Annotated in this window: 8 protein-coding genes; 2 read left to right on the forward strand and 6 right to left on the reverse strand. The window is 75.9% G+C overall.

The annotated features are described in order from the left end of the window. Positions 1 to 2 precede the first annotated feature (2 nt). The 6 genes from SM793_RS20775 to eccD all read right to left on the reverse strand — a co-directional run bounded on the left by SM793_RS20775 (position 3) and on the right by eccD (position 6,500). The gene (locus tag SM793_RS20775; protein WP_320439730.1) at positions 3 to 2,198 is read right to left on the reverse strand and encodes a hypothetical protein; all 2,196 of its coding nucleotides are present in this window, start codon (positions 2,196 to 2,198) and stop codon (positions 3 to 5) included. A gap of 100 nt (positions 2,199 to 2,298) precedes the next feature. After that, positions 2,299 to 2,691, reverse strand: a complete 393-nt coding sequence (locus tag SM793_RS20780; protein WP_320439731.1) for a hypothetical protein — start codon at positions 2,689 to 2,691, stop codon at positions 2,299 to 2,301. A 5-nt stretch (positions 2,692 to 2,696) separates the two neighbouring features. Continuing rightward, a complete protein-coding gene (locus SM793_RS20785; protein WP_320439732.1) occupies positions 2,697 to 3,005 on the reverse strand; it encodes a hypothetical protein in 309 nt (102 codons plus the stop codon). 44 nt (positions 3,006 to 3,049) lie between these two features. Continuing rightward, a complete protein-coding gene (locus SM793_RS20790; protein WP_320439733.1) occupies positions 3,050 to 3,403 on the reverse strand; it encodes a hypothetical protein in 354 nt (117 codons plus the stop codon). 130 nt (positions 3,404 to 3,533) lie between these two features. Next, positions 3,534 to 4,994 (reverse strand): type VII secretion protein EccB, encoded by a 1,461-nt coding sequence (gene eccB, locus SM793_RS20795; RefSeq protein ID WP_320439734.1) that lies wholly within the window; start codon positions 4,992 to 4,994, stop codon positions 3,534 to 3,536. A 132-nt stretch (positions 4,995 to 5,126) separates the two neighbouring features. Next, on the reverse strand, positions 5,127 to 6,500 hold the full coding sequence (gene eccD, locus SM793_RS20800; RefSeq protein ID WP_320439735.1) for a type VII secretion integral membrane protein EccD: 1,374 nt from the start codon (positions 6,498 to 6,500) through the stop codon (positions 5,127 to 5,129). A gap of 327 nt (positions 6,501 to 6,827) precedes the next feature. On the opposite strand from eccD, the gene eccCa reads away from it, so the two are divergent. Both eccCa and SM793_RS20810 read left to right on the forward strand, forming a co-directional pair. Beyond that, positions 6,828 to 10,895 (forward strand): type VII secretion protein EccCa, encoded by a 4,068-nt coding sequence (gene eccCa / locus SM793_RS20805; RefSeq protein ID WP_320439759.1) that lies wholly within the window; start codon positions 6,828 to 6,830, stop codon positions 10,893 to 10,895. 81 nt (positions 10,896 to 10,976) lie between these two features. Continuing rightward, positions 10,977 to 14,411, forward strand: coding sequence for a hypothetical protein (locus tag SM793_RS20810; protein WP_320439736.1), 3,435 nt, complete (start codon positions 10,977 to 10,979; stop codon positions 14,409 to 14,411). Positions 14,412 to 14,427: the final 16 nt, after the last annotated feature.

The raw sequence follows: 14,427 nt of genomic DNA on the forward strand, positions 1-14,427 counted from the left end.
CCTCAGCGTCCGATGACGCCGCTCACGGCGCCGGAGTCGGTGCCCCAGACCTCTTCGTCCTCCGCCAGCCAGGTGGTCCGGCGGCGGTCCTTCTCGTTGCCGGCTCCGCCCGCGCCGCCGCCCATGCCGCCGCCCGGCGGCATCATCGGCGGCATCCCGCCGGACGAGGTCGCGGTCCGCTGGCCGGTCAGGGCGGCCTGCTCCTGCGCCGCGGCGCGGGCGGCCCGCTCGGCGGCGACGCGCTCGGCGTTGGCCTGGTCGACCACGGCCTTGGTGGCGGACGGGTCGCCGCCGGCGGCCAGCGCCCGGTTGCTGAGGCCGCCGCCCATGCCGGAGAGCATCGGGCCGCCACCGAGGCCGAGCGAGCTTCCGGCGCCCGAGCCGCCGGCACCGAGGCCCATCGTGTTGTACGAGAAGCCGCCGGCGCCGAAGCTGTTCGGCGACAGCAGGTTGTCACTGCCGCTGTCGTCACCGGCCGCGGAGTAGCGGTCGGCGAGCAACTGGCGGTACTGCGAGACGGTTTCGCCCTTGCCGTCGCGCAGGATGCCGTCCGGGCCGATGGTGTAGTCCGGGCCCGCCACCATCGGGTTGCCGTTGGAGTCCAGGACGGGGTTGCCGCTCTCGTCGACGATCCGCCCGTCCTTGGTGATGATGGAGGTCGGGGGCACGACCACGGGCCGGTTCGAGCCGGGGCCGCCGGGGAGGAGGCTGTCGGGCAGCGGGCCGGAGTTGAGGTCGGGGAACGGGTTGCCGATGAGGTTGGGGCCGCTGCCGGAGTTGCCCGAGCCGCTGTTGCCGAGGTTGAGGCTCGGGGTGTTGCCGCCGCCTCCGCCGAGGTTGAGGTTCGGGTTCGGGTTGTTGCTGCCGCCCCCGATCTCGCCGAGGTTGAGGTTCGGGGTGTTTCCGCCGCCCTTGCCGCCGCCTCCGCCGAGGTTGAGGTCCGGGGTGTTGCTGCCGCCCTTGCCACCGGCTCCGCCGCCGAGGTTCTGGAGGTCCTTGATGTTGGGGCCGCCGCCGCCGTTCTTGAGGTCGGGGCCGCCCTCCTTGGTGTCCGGCCCGCCGCCGAGGTTCTTGATGTCGGGAGGCCCGTCCTTCGGGCCCTTCGTCGGGTCGTCCGGCCCCGGGGTCTTCGCATCGGGCATCATCAGCGGGAACGGCTTCAGGGGCGTGGCGACCCCCGAGGCGGTCCCGTAGGCATTGCCGATCGCGGTGAGCGCGTCGTTGGCCGCCTTGTCGAGGATCGACACGACGTTGTCGACCCAGATCTGGCGGGCCCGCTTGTCCACCTGGGTCCAGAAGCTCTCGGTCGCGGGGTCGCCGAACGCCGCACCCTTGACGGTGAACTCCAGGAGGTTGACGGCGCCGATGCTGCCCATCGAGCCGGTCTGGTCCTTGGTCTCCTGGGTGGTCTTGTCGTCCCAGTGCTGCCATGCCGGGGACTTGGGATCCATCAGGTCGACCGTCACCGTCGCGCCCTTGAGGCCGTCCAGGATCGCCGCGGTCACCGCGTTCGTCGGCCAGGCCAGCGTCGACGCCCACCAGTCCTGGAAGCCCTTCCACAGCACCGGGAGCTGCGCGTCGACGGTGGTCTGGCACGTCCTCAGATAGGACTGGAGATCAGCCAGCCGGATCATGCGGTTGTCGGCGTCGATCTCGTTGCGGAACGCCAGCAGAAGGGCGCGGAGGGCGTTGGCCGCGCTTCCCTGCCAGTCGCCGTCCTCGTCCCCGATGCCCTTGACCCACTCCGTCCCGATCTTGGTGATCCAGCCGTCGAGGAAATAGGTGAAGTCGCGGAGGGTGTCGGCCGCCTTGACGAGGCCGGCCGTGTCGAGCCTGTCATTGGCCTTGATCGTGCCGTCGCTGAAGCGCTCCAACGGCGCCCTGCTGCCCGTCCACCCCGCGAACTTGGCCCCCGCACCGTCGAGGTTCGGGTAGTGGATGTTGGTGCCGACGACGTAGCTGGCGTGATAGACCTTCGAAGTGCTCGTGGTGTAGGTGAAGTACCAGGCCACCCAGCTGTCGAGCGTCAGTTGGGTGCCGTCGCCCTTGACACCCTGCCAGCCGTCGGTGGCCTGGTGCTTCCGGTCACCCGGCTTGAGCCACGGCTTCTCGTCGTCGCGCACCGCTTCACGGGTGGTCGGCTTGGCGTCGGCCGACGACCCGACGAAGGTCAGCGCGTCTTCCCAGATGTGCCCCATGGAATCCCCTCTCTCGGCCGCGCCCGACCGGACGTGGCGCGGGGCCGGCCCGTGCCCGGGCCGACTCCGCGGTGGTGGCGGGGGTGCTCCCCCGCCGGATCTACTTACCGGGGTTCAGGGTCCGCCCGGCCAGCTTCATGAACTGCGCGTAGTCCAGCGACTCGTCCAGCGAGTTGTTCAGCAGCCGGTCGGCGAGCTGGATGTCGACGGTGAGGGTCCCGAACTGGTCGACGACCGTCCCGAGCATCGCGGCGACCGACGCGTCATAGGTCTTGAGCGTGGTGGCCAGTGTCCCCGGCGCGGTGAAGTTGCCGGAGTTGTTGCCGGTCAGGAACGGTGTGGTCCCGTCGCTGTAGGCCCTCAGCGACAGCACCGGCTCCGCCTTCTTCACATCCTCGAGGAACTTCTTGATGGCCGTCTCGTAGAAGTTCTTCAGGAAGTTGTCGGTGACCTTGACGGTTCCGCCGTCGCCCTTGTCCTCGTCGTCCGCCATACCGGTCAGCCCTGGACGTGGTCGAAGTGCGTGCTGGCCCGCATGTCCGCGTCCCGGATGGCGGTGCGGATCTCGGTGAGCGCGTTGTGGGCGTTGACGATCTTGCCGCCCATCGCCACGTCGGCGCTGTGGAGCGTCGTCGCGAGGGTGCCCGCGGCGACCGAGAAGTCACCCTGCAGCACGACGTTGATCTTGCTGTTGAGGTAGGTCCTCAGGTCCTCCATCTGGTCGTGCATGGTCTTGGCATGCGCCTCCAGATCGTTGATCGCGGTGTCGACACCGGCGTAGTGGAGTGACATGTGGCCGTCGGTCATGATGGTTCCCTTCGGGTCGAGCGGTCGGTGCGGAGGTCGGCCTGTTACTTGGGCGGGTTCAGGACGCCCTCGATGTAGCCGGGGTTGCTGGGGTTGCCGTCCAGGCTGGTGTTCGCGATCGTCAGGGTGTGGTCGCCGGTCGCGGCGAAGATCTGGCCGGTGTCGCCGAACTTCGCGTGGAAGGCGTCGTAGTCCCGGCTGACCGCCGCGTACTGCTCCAGCCAGGCGTTGATGTTGTTCTGGAAGGTGGTGCTGGCCGCACCCTGGAAGCTGTCCCGGATGGCCGAGTTGATGTCCTCGATGTAGGTGGCGGTCGCCCTCATCGCCCCGTACTTCGCCTCGACCTGGGTCCTGATGTCCTGCAGGACCTGCTGGCTGACCGTCGTCTGCTGCGCCACGTGCGTACCTCCTCCGGTGCCGCCGGCCGCTCCCGGCCGGCGGGATTCGCCGCGGGCCGGTCGGACCGGCCCGCCAGGGTGAACGGGAGGACCCGGCCCGGCGGTTCACACCGGCCGCCGCCGCCGCGGCTCAGCGCGTGCAGCGGCCCTCGCCGGTCACCGCGGGCTGGACGATGCCGCCCGCCAGCGGACCCGGGTCGAGGCTGGGACCGGTGGGCAGCAGGGACAGCACCCGACCCGGTACCGCCGTCGGCGCGGCCTTCGCGTAGCCGAGCCGCTCGGCCACCGCCGGCGAGGCGAGCGGGTACTTCACGCCGGTGTCCGTGACCAGGTACAGGGTGCCGCCGAAGCCCGCCCCGGACACCGCCCGGACCAGGGCGCCGCCACCGGGGCGCACCGCGATCCGGTCCGCCGGGGTGCAGCTGGGCAGCACCCCGGGCTGGAGCACCGGCGGCAGGCCGAGCACGGGCGAGGCGTCCAGCACGGACACGTCCAGGTCCCCGCCGTCGGCGGCCGGCCGCAGCGCCGCGCACAGGGCCTGCTCGGCCCGGGGCGGCAGCAGCGCCGGGGGGCGGCCCGGCAGGCCCTCGGGGGCGAACGCCGCCGCGGCGGAGGCCGGCGCGGTGTGGGCGACGAGGTCGCCCGCCCCGGCCGGGGCGGGCGCCACCTGGCCGTTGCCGTACGCCTCCTGCTGGGTCCGCGGATCCCCCTGGAGCAGGGCGAACTGGGTGGCGGTGACGGCCACCAGGCCCTGCTCCGCCAGCACGTACCGCTCCTCGCCGGTGCCGGTGAACAGCTGGCCGACCTTGGTGGGGCGGCCGGAGAGCGCCGGGCCGTCCTTGCCCCGGCCCGGCACGTCCGGGGCCCGCAGCTCCGGACCGGCCGGGAACGCGGCCAGGAAGGAGGCGGTGACCGGGGCGGGCGCGGCGGCGGACCAGCCGAGCGCCCGGACGGCGCCGCCGGCCGCGTCCACCGCGAACCGGCGGCCGTGCCAGAGCAGGTGTGCGGCGCCGTCGGGACCGGCGACCAGGACGCCCTGCTCACCGGCCGGGCGGCCGGTCTGCCGGGTGCCGATCGCGACCGAGAGCTGCGGGGCGGCCTTGGCCGCCGCCGTCCCGGCGGTCGCGGTGCGCATCGTGCAGAGCAGCCAGTCGGCGCCGGCCGCGGCGGCCGGCGCCGGCAGGCCGTCGGGCGCGCCGACGATGCCGACCGGGGTGCCGCGCGGGGCGCCCTCCAGCGAGCGGGCCGACACCTGGTCGACCTTCAGCTGGTCACCGGCGAGCAGCCGCGCGCTGGCCTCGTTGAGCACGGGGTGGAGCAGGCCGCCCGCGTAGACGTAGCGGGCGCCGGACTCCTTGACCACCACCAGGGTGCCGGGCTGCTTCCAGCCGGTCGCGCCACCGGGTTTGACCAGGCCGTAGACGCCGGCCCCGACACCGATCAGCAGCGCGACGGCCAGCCCGATCGCGGCGCCCCGGTTGGTCCGGCCCACGGGGGTGTCGGGGGCGTCCGGCTCGGCGCGCAGGACGCCGGCGGCGACCCGGCTCATCACGAACAGGTGGGCCTGCACCTGGTCCCGTCGGGACTGCATGCGGTGGTCCTCCTCGATGCGGGGTGCGGGGTGCGGGGTGCGGGTGCGGGGTGCGGGTGCGGGGTGCGTGCGGGTGCGGGGTGCGGCTACGGCGGGCGGGTGGTGGAGCGACAAGCGGGTACGACGGGCGGCTCAGCCCGCCAGGCCGCGCATCGCCCCGTAGAAGCCGAACACCTGGAGCGCGAGCGGCAGCAGCGCGAGCGCCGCCAGCGAGTGCAGCAGGTCCCCGGCCCGGCCCCAGTAGGGCAGCAGCCGGCGGCCCGGCACCGTCCACGCCGTCGCGCAGAGGCCGGTCGCCGCCAGCAGCAGCACGACGAACACGACCAGCCGCGCGCCCGGCGCCGCGTCCCAGCCCGTGCGGGCGGCCAGCAGGCCGAGGCCCAGCGCGCCCGGCAGCAGCAGGGCGAGCCGCTGGCGCAGCCCGCCGATGTCGCGGGCGTGCAGCAGGAGCAGCACCGCCAGGTCGGCCGCCATCGCCGTCGGGCCCCAGCCGCCGTCCCGGGCCAACGCCAGCACCGAGACCGTGGTCGCGCACGCGGTGCCGACCGCGATGAAGAACCCGGCCAGGTAGCTGTCCGCGACCAGACTGCGGGCGAGCACGTCCTCGGCCGGGAACGGCTCGATCTCCTCCTGGAGTTCGTCGGCGTTGCGGGGCAGCGCGGGCAGCCGCAGCCCGCCCAGCTTGAACGCCAGACCGGGGACGAACGCGCCGAACAGCACGGCGACGGCGGCGAGCGCCGACGCGATGTGGGTCGTGGGCGCGCCGGACGCGGCGAGCGCCCCGGCGGCGAGGGCGAGCGAGGCCGCCACCAGCAGCCCGGCGAAGAACGGCCCGGAGCCGACCAGCGCCAGCGCCAGCACGGTGGCGCCGACCGCCGCCGAACCGCCCGCCAGCAGCCGGGCCGGGCCGGTGACGCCGGGCACCAGGGCGGCTGCCGCCGCCGCGTGGGCCACGCCGGCGGCGGCCAGCGCCGTGCCGGCCGCGGAGTCGCCGATCAGCCGGGTCGCCGCCGTGCCGCCGGCCAGCAGCAGCAGCGCCACCACCGCGGCGGCGGCGCAGCGGGGCGCCTCCGGGCCGGGCAGGGCCAGCAGCAGCAGTCCGCCGGCCAGGGTGACCAGGGCGAGGACGAGCGCGAGCCGGCGGGTGACGGCGGGCCGCCAGGAGTCGCCGCGGGCGGCGGTACCGGCACGGACGCCGTCCACCAGGTCGTCGAAGTGCACCTCGGGCAGCGCGCCCTGGCCCGGGCGCAGAAAGAGCTCCTCGCCGTCGGCGAGCCCCAGCTCCTCCAGGGTGCGCTCCTCGTCGAGGGCTGCGCCGCCGAGGCGCTGGAGGATCCAGCCGGAGTGCTCGGTGCCGCTCTCCGTGACGTCGGTGCCGGCGTAGCCGAGGACCGCCGGCAGCAGGTCGGCGAGGACGACGTCGCCGGGGAGGGCGAGTTCGAAGGCGGTCCCGGGGGCGCGGAACCTCAGCCGCACCAGCCCTGTCGCCACCGTGCTGCTGCTCACCTGTCGCGTCCTCCTGTGGAATCTGCCTGCCCGCTCTCCCGTCACAGGTACGGACGGCGGGGGCCGGACGGTTCACCGGGGCGTTTCGACCCGGCGGACCGCCGGGCCCGCCCGTCCGCCGGTTCACCGGGCAGGTCGCCGGGCCGGCGGGCGCGGTGAACCGGCGGGCCCCCGCGGGCCGTAGGCCCGAGTGCGGCGTGGTCCGCGGGCGGCACGGCCCGGGCCGCCGGACTGCCCGTCACCGGCGGCGCCCCGGGCGCCGCGAGAGGAGATCCCCCGTTGAGCGTGGTCCTGGTCGATCGTCCGCCCCGGCGCCCCGGACCGGCGATGCCGGACGGCGAGCTCCAGCTGCAGGAGCCGCCGGTCCTTCCGGAGCAGCAGAGCGGCATGTCCAACATGATCGCCATGGCGCCGATGGCGCTGAGCTCGCTCTCGATGGTGATGATCTTCCTCAACCCGCAGTCCGGCGGCGGGCCGCTCACCTACGTGGCGATGGGCATGATGGGCCTGTCCGCCGTCGGCATGCTGGTAACGCAGCTGATCCGCGGCGCCAGCGACCGCAAGCGCCAGCTGCGCGGCGAGCGCCGCGACTACCTGCGCTACCTCTCCCAGGTGCGCCGCCAGGTCCGCCGCCACATCGTCAACCAGCGGCTCGCCCTGGCCTGGCGCCACCCCGACCCGGCCGCGCTCGCCTCCCTGGTGCGCACCTCGCGGCTGTGGGAGCGGCGCGCCGCCCACCCCGACTTCGGCGATGTGCGGATCGCCACCGGCTCGCAGCGGCTGGCGGTCAAGCTCGCCCCGCTGGCCACCCAGCCGGTGGAGGACCTCGAACCGCTCTGCGCGCACGCGCTGCGCCGCTTCATCCACGCCTACGGCTCGATCGCCGACCAGCCGATCGCCGTCCACGTGCGCGGCTACGCCCACGTCCTGATGCGCTGCGAGCACCCGGCACCGGAACCGGCGGCCGACCCGGCGGACGGCGAGGACCAGCTGCCCCCCGCGCCCGCCGGCACGGAGCCCGGCGAGGCCGCCGACCCCGGCCCGGCCCGTGCGCTGGCCCGGGCGATGATCGCCCAGCTGGCGTTCTTCCACGCCCCGGACGAGCTGCGGATCGCCGCCGCCGTCGCCCCCGCGCAGCGCGCGGAATGGGCCTGGCTGAAGTGGCTGCCGCACTCCCTGCACCCCACCGAGACGGACGGCGCCGGGCCGGTGCGCCTGGTCGCCGACTCGCTGCTGGAGCTGGAGCAGCTGCTGGGCCCGGAGTTCGCCGACCGGCCGCCGTTCGAGCCGGAGACCCAGCCCGGCCGGGACGAGCCGTTCACCCTGATCGTCCTGGACGGGGTGAAGCTGCCCAGCGGCAGCCGCGCCCTGCTCGCCGGCTACCGCAACGCCGTGCTGCTGGACGTCTCCGGGGCGGTGGAGTGGAAGCACGCGCCGTTCCGGATGCGGCTGCGGATCACCGGGGACCAGCTCGACCTCGTCACCGCCGACCGCAACCGGCGCGACGAGATCACCGCGCTCGGCCGCCCGGACGCCCTCGGCCTCGCGGCCGCCCGCCGCTACGCCACCACGCTCTCCCCGTACCGGCTGGGCGACGCGATGGACGTCTCCGAGCCGCTCAGCACCGACTTCGACCTCACCTCGCTGCTGGGCGTCAACGACCTGTACCAGCACGACATCGCCCGCAGCTGGGCGGAGCGCCCGCGCAGTCGGAGGCTGCGGGTGCCGATCGGCGTCGGCGCGGACGGCAAGCCGGTGGAGCTCGACATCAAGGAGTCCGCGCAGGGCGGGATGGGCCCGCACGGCATGCTGATCGGCGCCACCGGCTCCGGCAAGTCCGAGCTGCTGCGCACCCTGGTGCTGGCCCTCGCGCTCACCCACTCCTCCGAGACGCTCAACTTCGTCCTGGTCGACTTCAAGGGCGGCGCGACCTTCCTCGGCCTGGACCAGTTGCCGCACACCTCCGCGGTGATCACCAACCTGGCCGACGAGGCCGCCCTGGTCGACCGGATGCGCGACGCCCTGCACGGCGAGATGAACCGCCGCCAGGAGCTGCTGCGCTCGGCCGGCAACTACAGCTCACTGCTCGACTACGAGACCGCGCGGGCCGCCGGCACCCAGCTCGACCCGCTGCCGACGCTCTTCGTGGTGGTCGACGAGTTCAGCGAACTGCTGTCCGCGCACCGCGACTTCATGGACCTGTTCATCATGATCGGCCGACTCGGCCGCTCCCTCGGCGTCCACCTGCTGCTCGCCTCGCAGCGGCTGGACGAGGGCCGGATGCACGCGCTGGAGTCCCACCTGTCCTACCGGGTCGGCCTGCGCACCTTCTCCGCCATGGAGAGCCGCGGCGTGCTCGGCGTGCCCGACGCCTACCAGCTGCCCTCCCAGCCCGGCAACGGCATCCTGCGCAGCGACATCGCCACCCTGACCCGGTTCAAGGCCGCGTACGTCTCCGGGCCCTACCGGCGCCGGCGCGGCGCCGTCCAGCAGGCCGCCGTGGCCGGCCAGATCGTGGCCTACGGCACCGAGTACGTCGCCCCGCGCGACCCCGACCCGGAGGTCCTGGCCGCCGAGGAGGCCAGGGAGGCGGCCGAGGAGGACGCCCCGAACCTGCTGGACCTGGCGGCCGCCCGGATGCTCGACGCCGGTCCGCCCGCCCACCAGGTCTGGCTGCCGCCACTGGACACCCCGCCCACCCTGGACGAGCTGCTGCCGCCGCTCACCCCCACCTCGCGGCACGGGCTGGCGCCCGACGGCCGCCCCGCCGTCGGCACGCTGACCGTGCCGGTGGGCGTGGTGGACCGCCCGTTCCAGCAGATGCGCGAGCTGCTCACCGCCGACCTGTCGGCCGCCGGCGGGCACGTCGGCATCGCGGGCGGCCCGCAGAGCGGCAAGAGCACCCTGCTGCGCACCCTGATCACCGGGCTGGCGCTCACCCACACGCCGCAGGAGGTCCAGTTCTACTGCCTGGACTTCGGCGGCGGCACGCTCTCCTCGCTCCGCGGCCTGCCGCACGTCGGCGGCGTCACCGGGCGCCACGACCCGGAGCGGGTCGGGCGCACCATCGCCGAGGTCAACGCCGTCATCGCGCGCCGCGAACTGCGCTTCGCCCAGCTGGGCGTCGACTCCATGGCGACCTTCCGCCGGCGCCGGGCCGCCGGCGACCCGGAGCTCGCCGACGACCGGCACGGTGACGTGTTCCTGGTCGTCGACGGCTGGGGCACCCTGCGCCAGGAGTTCGCGGACCTGGTGGCCGCGCTGACCCCGATCGCCTCCCGGGGCCTCAACTACGGCGTCCACCTGGTCGTCGCGGCGGCCCGCTGGGGCGAGATGTCCACCGGCGTGCGCGACCAGTTCGGCACCCGGTTCGAGCTGCGGCTCGGCGACCCCATCGACTCCATGATCAATATGCGGGCCGCCGAGACCGTCCCGCACAGCCCCGGCCGGGGCCTCACCAAGGAACGGCTGCACTTCCTCAGCGCCCTCCCCCGGATCGACGGCCAGGGCGGCTCCGAGGACCTCGCCGACGGCATCGCGGACCTCGTCGACGCCCTCAACGAGCACTGGAGCGGCCCCCGCGCACCCGAGGTGCGGATGCTGCCGCTGCTGCTGGACGCCTCCTCGCTGCCCGCGCCCACGGGCCGCCTGCGGGTCGCCCTCGGCCTGGAGGACACCGCGATCTCGCCGCTCTGGCACGACTTCGAGGAGTCGCCGCACCTGCTGGTGGTCGGCGACAGCGAGAGCGGCAAGACCAACCTGCTGCGCCTGCTGGTCGACGGCATCACCTCCGCCTACACCCCGTCCGAGGCCAGGATCATGCTGGTCGACTTCCGGCGCGGGCTCTACGACAGCGTCCCGGAGGAGTACCGGCTCGGCTACGCCGTCTCGGTGGACGTGCTCAAGCAGGTCGTCACCGGCGCGGCCCGGGCCATGGAGGCCAGGCTGCCCGGCGAGGAGATCAGCCCGGCCCGGATGCGGCTGCGCGACTGGTGGACGGGGCCGGAGCTGTTCGTCGTCGTCGACGACTACGACCTCGTCCCCGGTCAGATGGGCGCCGGCCCGTTCGGCCCGCTCCTGGAACACCTGGCGCAGGGCGCCGAACTCGGCCTGCACCTGATCGTCGCCCGCTCCGCGAACGGCATCGGCCGGGCCTACAGCGACCAGCTGCTGCGCCGGCTGCAGGACATCAACACGCCCGTCACCCTGCTCTCCTGCCCGCCCAGCGAGGGCACGCTGTTCGGCAGCGTCAAGCCACGGGTGCTGCCGCCCGGCCGCGGCCTGCACATCACCCGGCGCCGGACGGTCCAGGTGCAGACCGGTCTCATGCCCGACCCGGAGCCGGACCCGGAGCCTGAGCCGGCCGGGGCGGCGGACCCGTCGGCGCGGGCCTGACGGCCGTCGGACCGACCGACCACGGCCCCGGCCGGGCCCCCGGGTGAACCGGGCGCCCGGCCGGGGCCGTAGTCCTGGACGATGAGCCTCTCCCGCACCGGTGCGCGCTCCGGCGACCCCGCACCCCCGGCCGAGCCCCGCCGCCGCTTCGGACTGCGGCGCGGGCCGCAGCGCGCGCTGCCCGCCGGGGACACTCCCGCCGCGCCCGGCCCCACCGCGCCCCTCCCGGTGCCGGCGCCCGCCCGCACCGCGGAGCCGGGCCCGTCGGTGCTCCGCGAGGTCGGCCCGCACTTCGTGATCGCCTCCGCCACCGCCCGTCCGAGCGAGCTGAAGGCGGCGATCGGCGCCCTGCGGCCCGTCCCCGACGCCGTCGTGGTGATCGCCGCCGCACCGGACTCGGCCAAGGTCCTGCGCGACCGGATGACCGACCTCGGCGTGATCACCCGCGCCCGGGGCGCCACCCACCTGGTGCTCGCCGCCTCCGGACTGGCCGCCCTGGCCCCCAACGGCCGCCGCCCGGCCGAGGTCGTCGCCGAACGCTCCGGGGTACCGGTCGTCGCCCCGGACGGCCTGGTCGAGATCACCGCGGCCGGCCACCTCACCGTCAACGACCCCGAGGGCGCGGTCGCACGCTCCTCCTGGTGGCGGTGCGAACCCGGCGAGCAGCCCCGGCGGGTGGCCGGCACGATCGGCGCCGTCGCCCCCGTGGAACCGCGGCGCAGCCGACCGACCGCCTTCGTCGAACCCCCGGCCGTTCCCGCCCCCGCCGCCGCCCGGGGCCGGGCGGCCGCCGTGCGCGTCCTGCGGCTGCCGGCCGGCTTCTGGCTCACCGACCCGGCCGACCCGGCCACCACCCCGCTGCCCGACCTGCGGCTGGCGGCCGCCCCGCCCGGCACCGCCGTCATCGTGATCGGCACCCCGACCCGGCCCGTCCTGCTGCCCGAGGACTTCGCCGAGGCCGTGCTCTCGCTGCCGCTCGGCTCCGACCGCCCCCTGATCAGCGCCCCGTGGGCGGCCCCCGACGAACTCTCCGCGCTCATCGGCGCGCTGACCGCCCGTACCGCCCGGCCGGTGCAGGCCGCGATCGGCCTGCCCGTCCTCGGCCACGGCGGCCCCACCTCGCGGGTGCTGGACCGCGAGGGCCGGATCGGGTGGGAGCCGTTCCTGCTGCGCCTCTCCTCCGCCCCCGGCTGCCCCACCACGCCCGCCGCCTGGCGCAACGGCGGCGCCGACTGGCGGACCGCCGGGCCCGGGGTGTTCCAGGCGTTCCCGTACTGGGCCCTGGAGGCCGTCCCGGCCGGGCTCTGGCTCCGCCCCGAACCGCCGCACGTGCTCACCCCGCGCTTCCGCCGGCCCGAGCCGAGCCGCCCGCTGCTGATCGTCGGGGAACGGGACCGCCCGGTGCCCGCCGACGCCTTCGAGGAACTGGGCGCCCTCCTCGACCGGCTGCCCGCGGTCGGCGCCGAGGGCTTCGGCCTGCTCGTGCACGGGCTGCTGGAGCCCACCGCCGAACGCGTCGGACGGTTCGTCGCCCGGACGTACGAGCTGGAGTGGCTCGGCGCCGAGCAGCCGGCGGGCGGCCCGCCCGCCGTGGCGCCGGTGTCGTACGGCATCGGCGGCACGGACGCGGCCCGGCGCCCGGCGCCGGTGGCCGCGGCGGCCACGGCCGCACCCACGGCCGCTCGGTCCGCCGCCGCGGTCGGCGGACCGGGGGCACAGGCGCCCGCCGCCCTGGGACCGGGCGCCGCCGCTTCTTCCGCGCACCGGGCACCGGCCGTGCCCGCGCCGGTCGCCCACGGCGGGTCGCGGACCGCCTCGCGCGGCGAACTGCCGACCGGTCACCGGGTGCCGCCCGTGCCGGACACCGGGGGTGCGCCCGGGGCCGGAGCCGGGCTCGAGGCCGGAACCGGGACCGGGGCTGGGACCGGGGTCGGGGCCGGGGTCGGGGCCGGGAGCCGCTTCGAGTCGCAGGCCGAAGGCCCGCTCCGGCACCGGATGCCGCCCGTTCCCGAGCCCGAGGCCGCGTCCGGGGCCGAACCGCCGCTGCCGCCCCGGACGCCCGCCGTCGGCGACCCCTCCGCCGAACCCGGGGAGGAGACCCCGTACGCGTCCCAGGCCGATCCCCGGGCCCGGCTCCAGGTCCCCGCGGATCCCGGGACCGGGGCCGGCCTGGACCCCGGGGCCGGGGCCGAACCGGTTCCGCTGCCCCTGCCCACGCCCGTCCGGGCCACCGCCGCGCCCGCCACCGGCAGTGCCGCCGGCGGCGTCGCCGGGGCGGCCGGAGCGCCGACCCGGCGGGTCCCCCTGGCGAGCGCCGACCCGGCCACCGATCCCGCCACCGGCCCCGGCGCACCGCCCTCGGCCGGAAGCGCCACCGCCGGTTCCGGCCCCGACTTCGGCGGCCGGACGGGCGGGCCGGACGGCGCGCCGCCGCCCCGCCGGACCCCCGAAGTCCCCCCGCCCGCACCGACCGCACCGTCCGCACCGCCCGTCGGACCGGAGCCCGAGCCCCCGTCCGGGCCCGTCGGACCGGAGGAGCCGTCCGAGCCGACAGCCGAGCCGAAGGCCGCGCCGCAGACCGCACCGCCGGCCACACCGCCGGTCACGGCCGCCGAGGCACCGGCTGCCGTCCCGGAACCGGCCCCGGCCCGGTACTTCGGCCTCGACGACAGCCCGGCCCCGGTCACCGCGAGCAGTCCCGCCGAGCGCGACACCGTCCGGGCGCAGCTCGGCGACCACTACCACCGCTGCACCGGCCGGGTCGAACTGCTCGCCACCCGGCTCCCCGGTCTGCGCTCCACCTCGCAGGACGACTTCAAGCCCGACCTGGCCGCCGTCCTGCTCCACCACACCGACGCCGGCGTGCCCGCGACCCGTGCGGCCCTGATCGCGGCCGCGCGGTCCGGGGACGCGGAGCTGCGGCCGTTCCTGCGCTGCCTCGGCTCCGGTCTGCGCCGGCTGCCGAGCCACCACGGCGCGGTGCTGCTCGGCGCCGGGGCCGGTCTCGACCCGGAGTCCGTGCTGGCGCACTACCCGACCGGCCGCCAGTTCCGGGAACCGGCACCGCTGGCCGGGCTCACCGCGCCGGGGGCCGAACTCCCCGGCTCGTCCGTCGAGTTCCTCGTCTGGTCGGCCACCGGCCGGCGCACGTCCGTCTTCGATCCGACCGACGGCCCGGCCCAGGCGGCGTTCCCGCCGGGCACCGCCTTCACCGTGGTCGGCCAGGTACCGGCGGACGGCGACCGTCCGGCCTGCGTGCTGCTGCGCGAATCGGGCGGCGATCCCTCCGAGCGCAACCGCAACTCGCTGACCCGCCTGCGCGCCTGGCTGGAGCGGCGGGCGGCGATGCCCCCGGCCGAACGCCCCCGGGCCGAAGCCCCGGAACGCTTCCACCTCACCCCGGGCGTCCAGATCGACACCCCCGAACCGCCGGCCACCGCCCCCGACGGCCCCGGAATCCCCGAGGACCCCGACGGCCCGGGCACCGACGGCCCGGACACCGCCCCGGCCGCCTGACCCCGGCCGGGGCCGC

Origin of the sequence: Kitasatospora purpeofusca (assembly GCF_034043715.1) — a bacterium.
GTDB classification, from domain to species: domain Bacteria; phylum Actinomycetota; class Actinomycetes; order Streptomycetales; family Streptomycetaceae; genus Kitasatospora; species Kitasatospora purpeofusca_A.